This is a genomic window from Haladaptatus sp. SPP-AMP-3 (assembly GCF_049568665.1).
In the GTDB taxonomy this organism is placed as follows: Archaea; Halobacteriota; Halobacteria; order Halobacteriales; family Haladaptataceae; genus Haladaptatus; species Haladaptatus paucihalophilus.
The window spans coordinates 233,328-249,337 of the sequence record NZ_CP145898.1 but is presented as its reverse complement, the minus strand read 5'-3'; the positions used below and the strand labels follow the sequence as shown (position 1 = coordinate 249,337).

The 16,010-nt window shown below is 62.9% G+C and carries 14 protein-coding genes; 3 read left to right on the top strand and 11 right to left on the bottom strand.

The features are described 5' to 3' along the window. Positions 1 to 120: 120 nt before the first annotated feature. On the bottom strand, positions 121 to 1,095 hold the full coding sequence (locus tag V5735_RS17865; RefSeq protein WP_423746116.1) for an aldo/keto reductase: 975 nt from the start codon (positions 1,093 to 1,095) through the stop codon (positions 121 to 123). A 169-nt stretch (positions 1,096 to 1,264) separates the two neighbouring features. On the opposite strand from V5735_RS17865, the gene V5735_RS17860 reads away from it, so the two are divergent. Beyond that, on the top strand, positions 1,265 to 3,484 hold the full coding sequence (locus tag V5735_RS17860) for a PAS domain S-box protein (protein WP_423746115.1): 2,220 nt from the start codon (positions 1,265 to 1,267) through the stop codon (positions 3,482 to 3,484). Positions 3,485 to 3,527: 43 nt separating this feature from the next. Here V5735_RS17860 and V5735_RS17855 read toward each other — a convergent pair whose 3' ends face one another. The 9 genes from V5735_RS17855 to V5735_RS17815 form a co-directional block, all read right to left on the bottom strand. After that, complete coding sequence (locus V5735_RS17855) at positions 3,528 to 4,568, bottom strand: hypothetical protein (RefSeq protein WP_423746114.1); 1,041 nt, start codon at positions 4,566 to 4,568, stop codon at positions 3,528 to 3,530. Between the two features lie 199 nt (positions 4,569 to 4,767). Then, complete coding sequence (locus V5735_RS17850; RefSeq protein WP_423746113.1) at positions 4,768 to 5,532, bottom strand: SDR family oxidoreductase; 765 nt, start codon at positions 5,530 to 5,532, stop codon at positions 4,768 to 4,770. 109 nt (positions 5,533 to 5,641) lie between these two features. Further along, positions 5,642 to 6,001, bottom strand: a complete 360-nt coding sequence (locus V5735_RS17845; protein ID WP_423746112.1) for a DUF2255 family protein — start codon at positions 5,999 to 6,001, stop codon at positions 5,642 to 5,644. Between the two features lie 63 nt (positions 6,002 to 6,064). Then, on the bottom strand, positions 6,065 to 6,472 hold the full coding sequence (locus V5735_RS17840; protein WP_423746111.1) for a (R)-mandelonitrile lyase: 408 nt from the start codon (positions 6,470 to 6,472) through the stop codon (positions 6,065 to 6,067). A gap of 47 nt (positions 6,473 to 6,519) precedes the next feature. After that, on the bottom strand, positions 6,520 to 7,197 hold the full coding sequence (locus V5735_RS17835; protein ID WP_423746110.1) for a helix-turn-helix domain-containing protein: 678 nt from the start codon (positions 7,195 to 7,197) through the stop codon (positions 6,520 to 6,522). A 154-nt stretch (positions 7,198 to 7,351) separates the two neighbouring features. Further along, on the bottom strand, positions 7,352 to 8,890 hold the full coding sequence (locus V5735_RS17830; protein ID WP_423746109.1) for a DASH family cryptochrome: 1,539 nt from the start codon (positions 8,888 to 8,890) through the stop codon (positions 7,352 to 7,354). Between the two features lie 9 nt (positions 8,891 to 8,899). Then, positions 8,900 to 9,685: an HAD-IIA family hydrolase gene (locus V5735_RS17825; RefSeq protein ID WP_423746108.1), complete on the bottom strand. Its 786-nt coding sequence runs from the start codon at positions 9,683 to 9,685 to the stop codon at positions 8,900 to 8,902. 72 nt (positions 9,686 to 9,757) lie between these two features. Then, positions 9,758 to 10,606, bottom strand: coding sequence for an ABC transporter permease (locus tag V5735_RS17820; RefSeq protein ID WP_423746107.1), 849 nt, complete (start codon positions 10,604 to 10,606; stop codon positions 9,758 to 9,760). Continuing rightward, a complete protein-coding gene (locus tag V5735_RS17815) occupies positions 10,603 to 11,577 on the bottom strand; it encodes an ABC transporter ATP-binding protein (protein ID WP_423746106.1) in 975 nt (324 codons plus the stop codon). Before V5735_RS17815 ends, V5735_RS17820 begins: the two co-directional genes overlap by 4 nt. Before the next feature lie 234 nt (positions 11,578 to 11,811). Here V5735_RS17815 and V5735_RS17810 point away from each other — a divergent pair, with 234 nt between their 5' ends. Both V5735_RS17810 and V5735_RS17805 read left to right on the top strand, forming a co-directional pair. Continuing rightward, positions 11,812 to 12,501 (top strand): hypothetical protein, encoded by a 690-nt coding sequence (locus V5735_RS17810; protein ID WP_423746105.1) that lies wholly within the window; start codon positions 11,812 to 11,814, stop codon positions 12,499 to 12,501. A 116-nt stretch (positions 12,502 to 12,617) separates the two neighbouring features. Beyond that, on the top strand, positions 12,618 to 14,300 hold the full coding sequence (locus V5735_RS17805; RefSeq protein WP_423746104.1) for a potassium channel family protein: 1,683 nt from the start codon (positions 12,618 to 12,620) through the stop codon (positions 14,298 to 14,300). Positions 14,301 to 14,309: 9 nt separating this feature from the next. Here the strand turns inward: V5735_RS17805 and V5735_RS17800 are convergent, their stop codons facing one another. After that, positions 14,310 to 15,848 (bottom strand): stage II sporulation protein M, encoded by a 1,539-nt coding sequence (locus tag V5735_RS17800; RefSeq protein WP_423746103.1) that lies wholly within the window; start codon positions 15,846 to 15,848, stop codon positions 14,310 to 14,312. Positions 15,849 to 16,010 lie beyond the last annotated feature (162 nt).

The following is a 16,010-nucleotide window of genomic DNA, read 5'->3' as shown; positions in this document are numbered from 1 at the left end:
TCGGGCCCGGATGTATGTGACCGCGCTTTTATACCGTTCTGGCTAATTACGGCGAACGATCACCGTCGGAAATGCACGGAAGACAAAAATCAGAGGCGCTTTCGTGTGCTCTATTTCAACTCACTGATGGCCGGACACGCGAACCGGTTCGTACGGTTCCTCGAGGTACGCCACGTCGCCCGAGGAGAGGTCGATGTCGAGCGCTTCGACGGCCTCCTCCAGGTGTTCGATGCTGGTCGTTCCGACGATAGGGGCGTCCACGGCGTCCTTGTGGAAGAGCCACGAGAGTGCGATTTGCGCCATCGTGACGCCCTTCTCGGCGGCCAACTCCTGCACTCGTTCGTTGATTTCCTCGCCGCCACCCTCGGCGTAGGGGTGCTCGTGCGCGTAGTCGTCCGTCTTCCCGCGGGTCGTGTCTTCGAACGCCTCGTACGGCCGGGTGAGGAAGCCGCGGGCCAGCGGACTCCACGGGATGACGCCCATTCCTTCCTTTTCACAGAGGGGGAGCATCTCGCGCTCTTCCTCCCGGTACGCGAGGTTGTAGTGGTTCTGCATCGTGACGAACCGGTCCAGTCCGATTCGCTCGCTGGTGTAGAGCGCCTCGGCGAGTTGGTGTGCCCACATCGAACTCGCGCCGAGATAGCGAACCTTCTCGCGTCGAACCGCGTCGTCCAGCGCCCGCATGGTGGTTTCGATGGGCGTATCGGGGTCCCAGCGGTGAATCTGATACAGGTCGATGGTGTCCATTCCGAGGCGCTCGCGGGAGTTGTCGAGTTCCTGCTCGATGGCTTTCCGCGACAGGCCCCCGGAGTTGGGGTCGTTCTCGTCCATCTGGAAGTAGCCCTTCGTGGCGACGACCATCTCGTCGCGTCGGCCCTCCAGTGCCTTTCCGAGGATTCGCTCGCTTTCGCCCTTCGAGTACATATTCGCCGTGTCGAAGAAGTTGATACCGAGGTCGATGGCTCGTTCGATGATGGGCATGCTCTCGTCCTCGTCCAACACCCACTCGCGCCAGTCGCTCGACCCGAAGCTCATACAGCCGAGACAGATGCGACTGACTTCCATTCCGGTGTCCCCGAGCGTCGTATACTCCATGCGCGTTCGCTCGTCGCCCGCGAGGAAAAAGGTACGGGCAACGGAGATTCCCTCGGTCGAACCGACGGCCTCACCCCGAGAAGTACGGTATCGGGAGTAGAGCCCCACGGATTTCGATACTACTAATTATTAGGAAACGAATAAGATAGTTGATAGAGAAGTTGAAACGATGATGGACGACATCCGTGTGCTATTCGTTGACCCTCTCACTGACGCGGGTGTTTTTCCGGACCGTCTCGCCGATGCCATCGACGGTCTCTCCGTCGTGGAGGCGGGGACCACGGACGATGCACTCGACATCCTGTCAGAGCGTCGTATCGACTGCGTTATCAGCGCCTACGCGCTTCCCGATTCCGACGGTATCGAGTTGCTGCACGCGGTCAGGCGAACGCGATTGAGCCTTCCGTTCATCCTCTGCACCGAATCCGGGAGCGAAAAAATCGCAAGCAGCGCCATCTCCGCCGGTGTGACCGAGTACCTTCGGGCCGGGGACACCGACTCGGAAATGCTGGCGAGGTGCGTCGAACGAATCGTCTCCCCGTCGGAGACGAGCGGCACCGACCGGCGATTCAACCACTACCGTTCCATCGTGCAGGCGATGGGCGACGGTGTGTACACGCTGGACACGAACGGTCGTATGACCGCCGTCAACGATACCCTCGTCGATATCTCGGGTTACGGACGCGAGGAACTCGTCGGCGAGCATATCTCGATGCTGTTGGACGACGAGGACGTCGAGCGCGGGGACGAACTCATTCGAGAACTCATCCGCGACAACGAAACCGTCGGTCAGTTACAGGCGGCCCTTCATACGGTGGACGGACGAGCCGTCCCGTGCGAGGCCCGCATCGGGTTGCTCACGCACAACGACGTGTTTCGTGGCACCGTGGGCGTGTTCCGGAGTATCGAGGAGCACGAACACGTCAAGAAGGAACTCCGTGACGAAAAACGACGAATCGAGGAACTCCACGAAGTGGCGTCGGAGATGGAATCGTGCCAAACGGCGGACGAAATCTGTGACCTTACCGTCGACGCGGCGGAAAGTATCCTCCAGTTCGACATCTGCGGCGTCGACCTTATCGAAGACGATCACTTCGTTCCGACGGCGATCTCCACCGGCATGACGAACGACGGGTACTCCAAACTCCGGACCGACGAGGGTATCGCCGGAAAAACTCATCAAACTAACGAGACGTACGTTCTCGACGACGTGCGCGAGGAATCGGATGCGGTCCCGGCACAGGCCGAATACCGGTCGCTCCTCAGCGTTCCCGTCGGTGACGAGGGCGTCTTTCAGGCGGGCTCGCGCGACGTCGCGTCCTTCGACCGTGACGACGCCGAACTGGCTGAACTGCTGGTTTCACACGCCGCCGAGGCGCTTCGACGAATCAGTTCGCAAACCGCCCTTCGGGAGAGCGAAGAGAAGTACCGAACGTTGGTCGAACAGAGCCACGACGCGATCTATATCTACCGGGACGATTCGTTCGAGTTCGTCAACCAGCGCGTATGTGACTTGACCGGGTACACGCGCGACGAACTCATGGAGATGGAGATCTGGGACCTCATACATCCCGACGACCGCGAGGAGGTCAAGCACATCGCAAGCGGCCGAAGCCACGGCGAGCACTCGCCGCACTACGAGGCACGCGTCGAGACGAAACACGGCGACATCAGACATATCGAATTCAGTGTGCGCATCATCACGTACGAGGGCAAATACGCGCACCTCGGCTCCGCTCGTGACGTGACCGGACGAAAGAAGCGAAAACAGGAGCTCAAGCGGCAGAACGAGCGGTTGGAGGAGTTCGCCAGCGTCATCTCCCACGACCTTCGCAATCCCTTGAACGTCGCACAGGGGCATCTCGAACTCGCTAAAGAACGCGGAGATGACCGCCACTTCGAGAAGTCGGAGAGCGCGCTCGACCGAATGGAGAGCCTCATCGCCGACCTCCTGACGCTAGCTCGACAGGGACAGGTCGTCAGCGAAACGCAGCCGGTCGAACTTCCGACCATCGTTCGACAGGCGTGGTCGAACGTCGAGACGGGGGACCGAACGCTCATCGTGGATACCCTCGGGACCGCCGATGCCGACCCCGGACGACTGCAGGAACTGTTCGAGAACCTGTTTCGAAACGCGGTCGAACACGCCGGTGACGAGACGACCGTTCGCGTCGGGGGGCTCGCGGACGGCTTCTACGTCGAGGACGACGGTCCCGGAATCCCCCCTGAGGAACGCGAAGCCGTGTTCGAACACGGCCACACGACCGCAAAGAGCGGGTCCGGACTCGGACTGTCCATCGTCAAGGGCATCGCAAACGCACACGGCTGGTCCGTCTCCGTGTCCGACGGGTCGGACGGCGGCGCGCGCTTTCGGATTCGACGGACTTAGACGCGCCGACTTCGACGCTCCGTGCCGTCACCCGCCATTCTTATCACTCCCACCGAAACCCTTCGACGGTCGGCGCTGGCAGCGGACTCGACTGTAACCCGGCGGTCGGTTCGGGGTCGTTGTACGACCGCGGAGCCACGTCGTTCGGCCCGTTCGGGTAGAACAGCGACGCCAGCAGCTGAATCTGTCCGCGGCCGACCCCGAGTTCGAACTGCCCGCCGCCGTACAGCCGAATCCCGTGCTCGGCACAGTATTCCAGCGCGTCGAACAGCGACTCGACGGTTCCGAAGCGCGAGGGTTTGATGTTCAACCACTCGGGTTCGAACGGGCGCGATTCGACGCTCTCGACGCCCGTAATCGGCGCGTCCCACGACACCCGTTCGTGCACCGAATCGAGCACGGTCGCCGTCTCGTCGGTGTACGCCGGGTCCTCGATGACGACTTCGGGCAGCGCGTCCGCCACGCGTCGGTACAGCTCGGGATTCGGGGACTGGCCCACCTCCGCCTCGCCGTACTCCGCTTTCATGTCCACGATTCGAACCCGTCCCGTCTCGGCCAGTTCCGAGACGAGTTCGTCGTCCCACTCCGGCGTGGCGTCGAGTTTGAACCCCAACTCGGGGTCGATGTCGAGCCACTCGCGCACTCGGTCGGCGCTCGGCGGGTCGCCCAGCCGCGTGCTCACGACGAACCGCACCGGCTCTGGCGTGCGGTCGAGGACGGCCGCGAGGTCCGTCCCCGCCTGCCGAAGTGCGAGGTCGAGCGCCGCGCTCTCGAACGCCCACTGTCGGTAGTGCCGGAAATCCTCGCGCGACGGTCCGACGGGAAACAGGTCGAGGTCCGAGAGCGCTTCCGAGAACGAATCGAGGGTGTAGGTTCCGGTCAGGCCGAACTCCAACTCCGCCAATCCGTGCTGGTCCTCCGCGTCGTAGGTCACGTCCTCGCCCTTGCCGACCTCGCCACCGCCGCGAAGCGAAATTTCGGTCGTGACGCGCGTGAAATCGCTCGACGTCTCGCGTTCGTGCGGCTCGAACGAACAGGACTCGATTTCGAGCGGCAGGTCCGCGACTGACTCGTAGAGTGTCATCGAACGATGAAACGGCAGGGAGGGTGAAAACTGTCGGGTCGGTTTCCGTCGATCGACGTTTTCCATGGTCTCGCGGCCGACGGAAACGACGACGCCGACGCTCCGTGCTCGCGAATCTCGTTAGTCCGGGCATTTTTCCGTTTCCCATCGATCCGCCCTCGTTGAAATTTCGGTACGTGATTGGTTTCAGCGAGCGCGGCTACGGTTGCACCTGGTCCGTCGGGCGGATCAAGACCTCGTTGATGTCCACGTGCTCCGGTTGAGTCACGACGAACGTGATCGCCCGGGCGATGTCGTCGGGCTGGAGAGCCTGCATCGTTCCGACGTGGCCCTCTACCCCTTCTTTGATCTCCTCGTCGGGGATGTGTTCGAGGAGTTCCGTACTGACCGCGCCCGGTTCTATCGTCGCCACGCGGATTCCCTCGGAGGCGACGTCCAGACGGAGCGAATCGCCGAACATCTTCACACCGGCTTTCGCCGCGTTGTAGTGCGTGCTGTTCGATTGCAGGAACCGTCCGACGACCGAAGAGAGGTTGACGACGTGTCCGCTCTCTTGCTCCAACATCGTTGGGATGACGGCGTGCGTCAGGGTGATGAGACCGGTGAGGTTGACGTCGATGGTCCGCTGAAGCGTTTCCCTGTCCGCGTCCGCGATATGCGTGAGGGGCATGACCCCAGCATTGTTCACGAGGATGTCGATGCGACCGTATTCGTCTGTCGTCGTTTCGACTACGGTGTCGATGTCCTCGTCATCGGTGATGTCGGTCGGAACGACGAGTGTCTCGCCGTCTTCGTCTTCGATTTGGGCCGCGAGTTCGTCGAGTTCGTCTTCCCGTCGAGCGGCGAGTACGACACTCGCACCGCGCGCCGCCAGCGACTTGGCCGTCGCTTCTCCAATCCCGGAAGACGCCCCGGTAACGATTGCTACCTGTCCATCTAGCTCGGAACCAAACTCTGCTGTCATCAACTGAAAGAAGGAGACGGTACGGGGTAGATTCGATGCTATCTGTAAAGCGCGTTTAAGTACCGATGGTACGAACTCGACACCGTTCGTCGGGTTCTCCAGCTGCTCGCTATCCGACCCCGCGAAGCCGCTCTCTAGCGCCTCGACGATGTCTTCGAGGTGCGCAACGATCAGTCGCTGGTTTCGCGTGGCAGTATCTCGACGGTGGCGGAGCGGGCACGCTCGCTGACCATCGATTCTCCCTCGTCATACCGGCGGCCTCGATTCGCCCCGCGTTTTCTCGGACCGCGGCCCGATGCCAACTGGAGTCCTGACCGTTGTAGGCACGCACGTAGAGGGCGTCGTCGACCCGGACGGACCATATCCACGTCGGAGTGCCGCACGTTTCGCCGTCCTCACGGAACGGTGCGATGTGCGGGTCGTCGGGTTCCGAAATCTCGCTCAATTCGTCGTCTGGCCGTGCAGTCATTGGTACCTCCTCGAAAGTGGGGGACGCACACTCGGATGTCGGTTCGGCGGTATCGGCGTTGGATTAGCTATCTGACTCCGGGTCGTACTCCTCGTCGGTGACGTGTTCCAGCCAGGTGACGGCCTCCCCGTCCTGCTCCTCCTGGATGGCGATGTGAGTCATCGCGTTATCCGGCGTCGCCCCATGCCAGTGTTTTTCGCCCGGCGGGAACCAGACCACGTCGCCCGCTCGTATCTGCTCGATTTCTCCGCCTTCGCGTTGTACGAGGCCGCACCCGCTCGTCACTATCAGCCGCTGGCCGAGCGGGTGGGTGTGCCACGCAGTGCGAGCACTCGGTTCGAACGTGACGCTCGCCGCCGCCGCGCGGGCCTCGTCTTGCGGGTCGAATAAGGGGTCGATTCGGGTGCTTCCCGTGAAGTACTCGTCGGGTCCCTCGACGGAGGGTTGCGAACAGTTGCTGGTGATATCCATGAATTGTACCGCTCTTCAGTAGAACGTCGTGTGACTTGGTTTCGATGCTATTTGGAAAGGGTATTTATGTGCTCCTGTACGTCGAGCGAGGAGGTGAGGAGCTGGCGCTCGCCGCGCCGGAGGAGACTCGACAGCGACGGTTGTGAAATGTCTAGCTCTTCGGCGAGTTCCGCGGCCGTCACTTGGCGCGGGCTCTCGTAGTATCCGCGAGAGACGGCGAGCGTCAGGGCCTCGCGTTGACGGTCAGTGAGTTCGTCTCCCGTGCGGTCGTTGGACGAGGATTGGTCGGGAGTGATGGAGATGAGGTCGAGCGAGATTCCGTGGTTCTCGAACGTGGTGTGGAAGTCGTGGAACGTCTCGTAGTCTTTGAATTCTTTCGTTTCGTGCCACCCCTCCGACGTGATGTTCGTCGATTTCATCTTCGCACCGTCGAAGCGTTCTGGGTCGAAGGCCGGGGATATCGAGTCGTCGAGTTCGACGGTGAGCTTGTAGACGGTTGTATCGCCCCGGTCTCCGAGCGGCGTTACCGTTACGACTTCGTCGAGCGCTGCGAGTTGCGCTTCGGAGACGTCATCCTCGGCGTCGATTTCGACGATGAATACCCGCGCGTCGGGCTCGAGACAGAGGGCGTGGGAGCACACGATTTTGTCGGGCGGAAGCGTCGCCGGGATACTGACGAGCGGAAGTGCGGATGAACGAAGTCGAAATTCCGTCGTGATGGTCATTGCGTGGAGTCACGCTTTGCGCCCAGTTAAACGTCCGGACGCCACGGGTGGGCACCGGACTTCTATCGAATCCCCCCCGCCACGGCCACCGCCGACGGATGCCAGAGTTGGTGCGCGCGAGAACGGTCAGAAGCGCGGCCGAAAACGGCGACCGCTAATCGTTCGACGCCAGCCACCGAGCCAGCGGTTCGGGATACTCCTCGACGAGCGTAACGCCGTATCGGTCCCGTTCCTCGGGCGTGAGTCGCCACGGTTCGTGCGCCTTCTCGTCGGGGACATCGCGGAGTTCGGGGAGCCAGTATTTGACGTACGCCGCGTCCGGGTCGTAGTGCTCGGCCTGCCACAGCACGTCGAACGAACGGTTTCGGGAATCGTTGCCGACGCCCGCGACGTACGCCCAGTTGCCGTAGTTGCTCGCCGGGTCGTAATCCACGAGTTTGGTTTCGAAGTACGCCGCACCCTTCCGCCAGTCGATGCGGAGGTCGTTCGCCAGTACGCTGGCGACGTTCTGCCGCCCGCGATTCGACATGTACCCCGTCTCGTTCAACTCCCGCATGTTGGCGTCCACGAACGGGATGCCGGTCTCCCCGCGCTTCCACCGTTCGAACTCGGATTCTCCGTCGCCTCCATCGTTTCCTCTATCTCCGTCGCCCTCTCCGTTCCGCCAGTCGATGGTCCGCTGACGAATTCCCCGCCGTTTGAACGGTTGACTCCCGTGCTTTGCGAACTGGAACTGGAAGAAATCCCGCCACAACAGTTCGAACACGAGCCAGTAGGTCGATTCGTTCGCGACCCGCTTGCTCTCGTACTGCTCGACGGTTTCGAACACCGTTCGAGGGGAGAGGCACCCCGCGTTGAGCCATGGCGAGAGTTTCGAGGAGTAATCCGACCCTAACAGCCCGTTTCGCGTCTCCTTGTACTCGCGGAGACGGTCGCGCGTCCAGACGTAGCGCTCCAACCGGTCCAGTCCGGCGGGTTCGCCGCCCTCGAAATCGAGGACGCGTCGTTCGTCCCGGGTCGGTGATTCGACCCCTAAATCGGCGAACGACGGAATCGTTCCGGGGTCGATTTCGTCGCCGCCTTCTCTTTCTCTCTCCCGTTTTCCCTCCTCCGCTACGTCCCCCGGCACCGGCGGGAGCGTCGTCGGCGCATCGACGGTGGAACGGACGTCCGCGTCCGAACGTTCGACCGCCTGTCGAAACGTCGTGAACGTGTCGTCGATTTCGGCGACCGGGACGGGTACGTCGTCGGGATGATAGAGCGTGTGCCCCCAAATCGACTCGACGTCGGCATCGACATCCGTTTCCGGGTCGGCGAGTCGTTCGATGACCGCTCGTTCGACGGCGCGCTCCTCCGGGGTGGGAAAGGTGTGAAAGCTCACGAGGTCGGCGTCGATGTCGGCGGCGAGCGACGGAACGACCTCCTCGGGGCGTCCGCGTCGAACCACCAGTTCGTTTCCCCTCTCCCGGAGCGACGTTCTGAGGGATTCGACGCTCTCCCGGAAGAATCGCGTCCGGTGGCTCCCCGTCTTCTCGTACCGGAACGAATCTTCTCCGCCGTACTCCCGCGACCCGAACTCTCGCGGGTCGAAGCAGTACACACAGCGGAGTCGCTCGGCCTCGCTCGCGACGGAGAGGGCGCGGTTATCCCGAACGCGGAGGTCGGTTCGAAACCAGACGAGCGCGGTTTTCATACCGACCGTTCAGTCCGCGAGCACTTCCCCTATCTCCCTAACTGAGTCGAGTACGTAGTCCGGCGTCGCGTCCGATTCGGCGAGTTCGCCGGGCGTCGTCACCCCGGAACGAACCAACACCGTCGTCGCACCGACCCGCTCGCCGAGGGCGACGTCCGTATCGAGTCGGTCGCCGACGACGAGACACTCTTCGGGCGACACGTCGAGGTGCGACAAGGCGGCCCGTCCCGCGTCCGCGGAGGGCTTTCCGAGGACGTGGTTCGGGTCTCGACCCGCCACGCCAGCGATGGCGTTGATGATGGCTCCCGACCCGGGCACCAGTCGCTCGTGGACCGGAATCGTCACGTCCGGGTCGGTACCGACGAAGGACGCGCCGTTTTCCAGCGCCCAGAACGCCTCGGTGAGCGTCTCGTAATCGAACTCGCGGTCGATGGACGCGACGAGGACGTCGGCGTCGTCGGGGTCGTCCCGGACCGCGAACCCGCGCCGTTCGAGCAACTCGCGGAGATACGTCTCCCCGACGACGAACACGTCGCGTCCGGCGTGCTCGTCTTCGAGGAATTCCGCGGTGACGAGCGCCGAGGTGAGCACTTCCGCGGCGTCGATGTCGATGTCGTGCGCCGCGAGTCGCTCGACGTAGTGTTCGGGCGGTTGCGTCGGATTGTTCGAGAAGAAGAGCGGGTCGATTCCCGTCTCTCGCAACGTTCTCACGGCATCGGCCGCACCGGACAGGCCGTTGTCGCCGCGAACGAGCGTTCCATCCACGTCCACTATCGCGCCGCGATAGGTCGCCATTGGCGTGGTAGACGAACCACGGGATGTTGAGTCGTCCGGTGACCGGCGACCGCGACGGACGGACTCGGCGTGTCAGCGCAACTCCGCCACTCGGAATTTCACGTACCCGACGACGAGGGGGACGGTGGACCATCCGACCAAGGTGAGGACGTTTCTCGCGGTTTGTCGGTACATCTCGTCCGTTTTCTCGGGCGGAATCGATGGGAGTCGTTGGTATCCCCCGCCGACGTCTGTGTACAACGAGGCGGTCGAACCGCCGTAGGCCTTCCACGGCGAGAGGTTCCGTATTGCCTCTCGCGTCGCGTCGGAAAGCGGTGACCCGATGAGATGGCCGACGCCGGTGATGACCGTATCGAGATTGACGAACGGCGTGAACCCGCCCCAGAACGGAATCAGGAGGAAGTACGTGGCGAGCGCGCCCACCATCGCTGTCGTTCGGTCGTTCGCGAGCGCGGAGAGTCCGAGGGAGATGCTCACGAACGAAAGCAGGTAGAGCGCCGTCGCGCCGGTAAAGACGGCGAATCTCCCGAGGTCAGGCGCGCTCGTGAAGGTCAAGGCGGCGACGGCGAAGCCGAGGACCGCACTGCACCCGACGGCGAGTAATGCGATTGCGAACCGGGAGAGGAGTTTCCCCGCGAAATACTCCGCGCGGCTGTTGGGTAGCCCCATCGCGAACGTGATGCGGCCGCTGACTCGTTCGCCGACGATACACTGGTAGGCGAGTGGGGCAACCAGAATCGGACCGAGGAGAATCACCGCTTGCGTCACGTCGAACAACGTTCGGTACGGGTCGTCGTACTGGCCGCTCTCGGCGACGAACGTGAGCGCGACGATGGCGGCCAACGCCGCGACGACGCCGAGCACCACGGACGACGAGATGCTGTTTTTGAAATCGTCTCGGGCGACGGTGTAGGTGCTCATCGTCGTTCTCCCCCCTCCGATGCGATTTCTGCAGGCGGTTTTTCGTCGGAACGCCCTCCCCCGTCGAACGCCCCGTCCTCGTCGGTGAGCTCCGCGAACAGCGTCTCCAGGGACGTGTCCGTCGTCTCGACGTTCCTGACGGTAGTCAGTTCGTCGAGGCGCACCAGTACACGGGTTTTGGCCGCCTGTCTGGCACACGTGACTCGAACGGTGTCCCCGGACACGGACGCGTCCGTAACCCCCTCGACGTTCCGGAGTGCCGCCATTTCCGGGACGCTATCTACGGTCGCTTCGACGACGCTCGCTCCCGACCGTTCGCGGAGGGTTTCGATGGTGTCCGTCGTGACGAGCGACCCGCTTCGCATGATTCCGATTCGGTCACACACCCGTTCGACGTGGTCGAGAATGTGCGAGGAGACGAACACGGTCGCACCACGGTCGTTCTCCTCGCGGATGACTTGACGGAGGAGTTTGACGCCGTTCGGGTCGAGCCCGCTGGACGGTTCGTCCAGTATCAGGAGGTCGGGGTCGCCGACGAGGGCGATACCCAACGCCAGCCGTTGGGTCATCCCCTTGGAGTACCCACCTGCGGCTCGGCGGGCCTGCTCCGGGGACAGGCCGACCCGTTCGAGTATCGCGTCGGGGTCGTCGTCCCCCCGTTTGGTTTGCATCGCCGAGATGACGTGCTGTCGCCCGGTGAGGTTTCGATACGGTTTGAAGCCGTCCGGAAGGAGACCGATTCGGGACCGCACCGCTTTGGCGTCGGTCGTCGGGTCGCGTCCGAGGACGGAGACGCTCCCGTCCGTCGGCCACAGAAACCCGAGAAGGACGTTGATGGTGGTCGATTTTCCCGCACCGTTGGGTCCGAGGAACCCGAAGACGGAGCCGTCCTTCACTTCGAGGTCGAGATCGGAAACCGCGGTCACGTCTCCGTAGCGCTTCGACAACCCGCTCGTCTCGATTGCAGTCATTCGACGAAACGTCGTGATGATTCGGTACTAAATGGGCCACACCGTTCATCGACGGCTCGCGACGATGTATGGCTGTACGCCTTTCTTGTGGCTTTTACACCCGAAATACAGCGTCTTCACTATTCGACGATAGGGCGGTTTCGTCGGGTATCGAGGCGGGTGTATCGCGATACACGACGACGGGAGAGTCCGAACGACCGAGGGATATAACAATCGCACAGACGATACGAAACTATGACACGCAAATCGGCGTCGCTGCTCACGAAGACGCAGCGCCGACGCCTCCGAAACGAGTTCGCTGACCTCGACGAGCAAAAGAAACGCCGGGACCAGCAACGAATCCGAGAGCGGATTCGCTCGGGCCTCTTCGATTTCGAACTGCTGGCCGACTACCCGGACGAACAGTTCACGATGGCGTTTGATTCCGCTTCCGACGAGGACGTTCGCACCGCGCTCGCGGAAACGTACCTCACCGTCGAGCGGATTCGTGAACTTCGGGGAATCGACCGGGAGGAACTCGTTTCCGAGGCACGCACCCGCAGTGAGGGCCTGACCGGCGACGAGACGTGCGTGGACGTGGAGTCGCTTCACCGACTCGAACTGCGAACGAAGTCCGAGACGCAACGGCAGGCGGAAGTCGAGACCAGCGAACGGTTCGAATTGAACCGATGGGTGAAACGTGCCAACGCGGCGATGGTGCTCGGCGGCGGTGCGGCCGCTGTGAGCTCCTTGTTCTGGCTCTCGGACATGCTCCTCGGGACCAGCATCTGGCGTGGTGGCACCACCGTGCTTCAACAGGCGATATTTCTCCTAATCTTCGCCGGAGTCGCCGGATGGACGCTCATCATGGCGTACCACGTTTTGGCGAACGTCGCGGTCCCGTCGTTCAAAAACTCGATGTGGAATTCGAACGAGTCCGCGTAGGCGCTCGACGTTTCTCCGTTCGACGTTCTGCTACCCTCCCCCTCGGCGGCGATTCCAACACCGAACCTCTCCGTCGGACGGCAGAATGAAGTCCTCCGGCTTACAGTCATACGATAATGGCCGACCGACCCCGTCGCGCTCCGTTTACCGTCTTCCCGTCAGTCACGCGGCAGCGACGTCGGGTGTTTCTCTATATCGGGTCGTTCGTCGGGGTCATCGTCCTGTACACCGTCGCGTACATGTGGGGGATGGCGGCGTACGAAGGCGAAACGCGGACCGTGCTACAGGCGTTTTCCATCGTCGTCGAGACGTTTACGACGACCGGATACGGGGTGGATGCGGGCCAGTGGACGACGCCGCAGATGCGTCTGCTGATGGTGTTGATGCAGATGTCCGGGGTGATACTCATCTTCATGGCCCTTCCGGTGTTCGTCGCGCCGTGGGTACAGGAGGCGCTTCGCGTGAGTCCGCCGACGACCATCGACGACGACGTGGAAAACCACGTCGTCATCTGTGGCTACTCGCCGCGCGCCGAGACGCTCATCGACGAGTTTCACTCGTGGGACCACGAGTATGTCGTGGTCGTCGCTGACCGGGACGCCGCGCTTGACCTGTACGAACAGGACATCACCGTCGTCCACGGCGACCCTGAGTCGGCCGACGCGCTCCGAAACGTCCACGTCGAGGACGCGGACGCCGTCATCGCCGACGCGACCGACGAGCAGAACGCGAGCATCGCGCTCGCCGTCCGCGAGGTGTCCGAGACGGTTCGCGTCATCAGTCTCGTGGAGGATCCCGATCTGACGAACTACCTCCAGTACGCCGGTGCGGACCAAGTGTTCTCGCCGCGCCACCTGCTCGGTCACAGTCTGGCGGAGAAGGTCACGGCGTCCGTGACGACCGACCTCGGCGAGACCGTCACCATCGGCGAGGATTTCGAAATCCTGGAACTATCGATTCAAACCGGGTCGGACATCGACGGGACGAGGCTCGACGAGAGCGGCGTCCGGGAGTGCACCGGTGCGAACATCATCGGCCTGTGGCGGCGCGGGGAGTTCCAGAGTTCGCCCTCCCCGACGACCGAGTTGGACGGCGACACGATATTGCTCGCGGCCGGACGGGAGACGCAGCTCGAACGGCTGAAGGAGATGACCATCTCGGACGGCCACGGACCCGTTCGGAGTTCGATACTCGTCGCCGGATACGGAGAAGTCGGCTCGACGGTGGAGGAGGCGATGCAGTCGAAATCGGTTCGAACCACGGTCGTGGACAGGGAGGAAAAATCCGGCGTGGACGTGTTCGGCGACGTAACCGACGAGGACGTGTTGCGGGAGGCGGGCATCGAGTACGCCAACGCGCTCATTCTCGCACTCGCGGACGACACGACGACGATTTTCGCCACGCTCATCGCGCGCGAACTCGCGCCGGGCGTCGAAATCGTCGCTCGGGCGAACGAGACGGACAACATCGGAAAGCTGTACAGCGCGGGCGCGGATTACGTCCTCGCCCTCGAAACCGTGAGCGGCCGGATGCTCGCCTCGACCATCCTCGAAGGCGAGGAGATAATCTCGCCCGACAAGCAGATAGAAATCCTCAGGACGACCGCGCCGCGACTCACCGGCCAGACGTTGCGGGATGCGGCGGTCAGAACCCGGACGGGCTGTACCGTCATCGCCGTCGAGCGGAACGGCGAGGTCATCACCGACCTCGGGCCGAATTTCGTGGTTCGTGGCGGCGACCAACTCATCATCGCCGGAACGGACGAGGACACGAACGAGTTCGCCGAAATCGCGCAGTGAGTCTTCCGCTCACACGACCGCCGAGGCGACCCACCACGTCACGAACGCCTCGATGAACGCCGCGACGACGAAGACCGGGAGCAGGCCGAGCAGGACGTAGTAGGCGCGGACGAGTTCGCTCGCAACGGCGTCGGCCGACGACCGATTGCGAACGTAGGACCACGCGACTCCGCCGAGATGCAAGCCGAGTGCACCCGCGACGGATAGGCCGGGGATTTCGATGATTCCGTGCGGAAGGATGAGCGCGAGGGCGAACGTGGGGTCGGGAAGGAGGCCGATGACGGCACCGACCACCGCACCGTTGAACAGCAGCGCGACGAGCGTCGGGACGCTGAACCCGAGCCCCGCGAACGCCGCCGTGATGGAGACGAACCAGTTGTTCGCGGCCAGTTTGACGAATACGTCTATCGGGAACGACCCGAAGACGTTGCTCGTCACGTCCGGGCGAACGCTTTCGAGCGTGAACGGTTGGACCGCGAACCAGCCGCCGACGCCGCCGACCGCGAAGAGCGAGAGCGCGCCGAGAACGAGAAGCGGTTTCCGGCCGAGGAACGTTCGCAGTTCGTGAACCCCACGACCGAATGCGCCGCGGACCGACCCTCGACCGTTGGACAGCGCAGATTCCGAATCGAGGTACAGCGCCGTCTTCAGCACGCCGAGCGCCGGAAGCACCCCGAAGAAGAGGAGGAGTGCGGCCACTCGATTGATTCCGAGAAAACTCAATCCGGCGGCAACGACACCGAACACGCCGAACGACGCGACCACGACGACGATGTAGCCCGCGACGCGGGCCTTGTGGTGACGGACGAAACTCCCACTCCGTCGCAGTCCACCGCGAACGCCGACGTCGTCGATGACGATGGCCTGCGGGACGAACAGGAAGAGCAGGTAAACCGCGAGGAGGACGACGAAGAGCACGAAGGCCAGCACGAGCGACCCGAGGACCGCCGTGACGGTTCCGCCACTCGTCACCGCGACCTCCACGACGCCGAACGCGACGAAGACGAGGAGGTACGTGAACAGACGGGCGAGCGACAGCAGGATAAACGCCGTTCCGTCCCTGTTCGCACCGGCGACACCGGCTGCAATCGCTCGTTCGGTTCGAAGTCCCGTCGGGAGGGGAACGGTGGCCACGTCGCCCTCGGTCGTACTCGCGCGTTCGTTCCGCAGGGACCTCATCACGGCGTGTACTTGCCCCGCCCCGACGAGGGCGCGGGCGACGAACACGACGACGAGACTGCACAGAACGGACGCGACGAGGATGACGATGACTTCGGGCGTAAACGCGCCCATAATCGCGTCTCGAAGTCGCTCCACGGCGGCGGGATTCGTCTCGATACCGTTCAAATCGCTCCGTCGAAACGCGGCGAATACGGCGTCGAGTCGCCCGGTTCCCGCGAGGAGCAAAAATGCCAGCACGAGTCCCACTATCGGGAACGTCTGTGCCATCAGGTTGATGCTCGCCCCCGCGAGGAACAGCGGGAGGACCGAGGCCGGGCGGCTAAGGAGGACCGTTCGAACCGACGCGCTCGCGTCGCTGAACTTCATACGGGAAACCTCTCACTCGAATTAGATATGTGTGATGGTGAAGTTGATTGTGCGGTGATGTCTGGTTGGTAGTTGTGATGGTCGGGATGGTGGTGATAGTGGTTTTGTTGCGGTAGTGGTGATGGTAGAGACGGTGGAAATGGTGATTCCGTCGTGGTAGTG

Excerpts from the sequence above, each read along its gene's own strand:
- V5735_RS17865 (WP_423746116.1), bottom strand. The coding sequence starts at position 1,095 with ATGGAGTATACGACGCTCGGGGACACCGGAATGGAAGTCAGTCGCATC.
- V5735_RS17860 (WP_423746115.1), top strand. The coding sequence starts at position 1,265 with ATGATGGACGACATCCGTGTGCTATTCGTTGACCCTCTCACTGACGCG.
- V5735_RS17855 (WP_423746114.1), bottom strand. The coding sequence starts at position 4,568 with ATGACACTCTACGAGTCAGTCGCGGACCTGCCGCTCGAAATCGAGTCC.
- V5735_RS17850 (WP_423746113.1), bottom strand. The coding sequence starts at position 5,532 with ATGACAGCAGAGTTTGGTTCCGAGCTAGATGGACAGGTAGCAATCGTT.
- V5735_RS17845 (WP_423746112.1), bottom strand. The coding sequence starts at position 6,001 with ATGACTGCACGGCCAGACGACGAATTGAGCGAGATTTCGGAACCCGAC.
- V5735_RS17840 (WP_423746111.1), bottom strand. The coding sequence starts at position 6,472 with ATGGATATCACCAGCAACTGTTCGCAACCCTCCGTCGAGGGACCCGAC.
- V5735_RS17835 (WP_423746110.1), bottom strand. The coding sequence starts at position 7,197 with ATGACCATCACGACGGAATTTCGACTTCGTTCATCCGCACTTCCGCTC.
- V5735_RS17830 (WP_423746109.1), bottom strand. The coding sequence starts at position 8,890 with ATGAAAACCGCGCTCGTCTGGTTTCGAACCGACCTCCGCGTTCGGGAT.
- V5735_RS17825 (WP_423746108.1), bottom strand. The coding sequence starts at position 9,685 with ATGGCGACCTATCGCGGCGCGATAGTGGACGTGGATGGAACGCTCGTT.
- V5735_RS17820 (WP_423746107.1), bottom strand. The coding sequence starts at position 10,606 with ATGAGCACCTACACCGTCGCCCGAGACGATTTCAAAAACAGCATCTCG.
- V5735_RS17815 (WP_423746106.1), bottom strand. The coding sequence starts at position 11,577 with ATGACTGCAATCGAGACGAGCGGGTTGTCGAAGCGCTACGGAGACGTG.
- V5735_RS17810 (WP_423746105.1), top strand. The coding sequence starts at position 11,812 with ATGACACGCAAATCGGCGTCGCTGCTCACGAAGACGCAGCGCCGACGC.
- V5735_RS17805 (WP_423746104.1), top strand. The coding sequence starts at position 12,618 with ATGGCCGACCGACCCCGTCGCGCTCCGTTTACCGTCTTCCCGTCAGTC.
- V5735_RS17800 (WP_423746103.1), bottom strand. The coding sequence starts at position 15,848 with ATGAAGTTCAGCGACGCGAGCGCGTCGGTTCGAACGGTCCTCCTTAGC.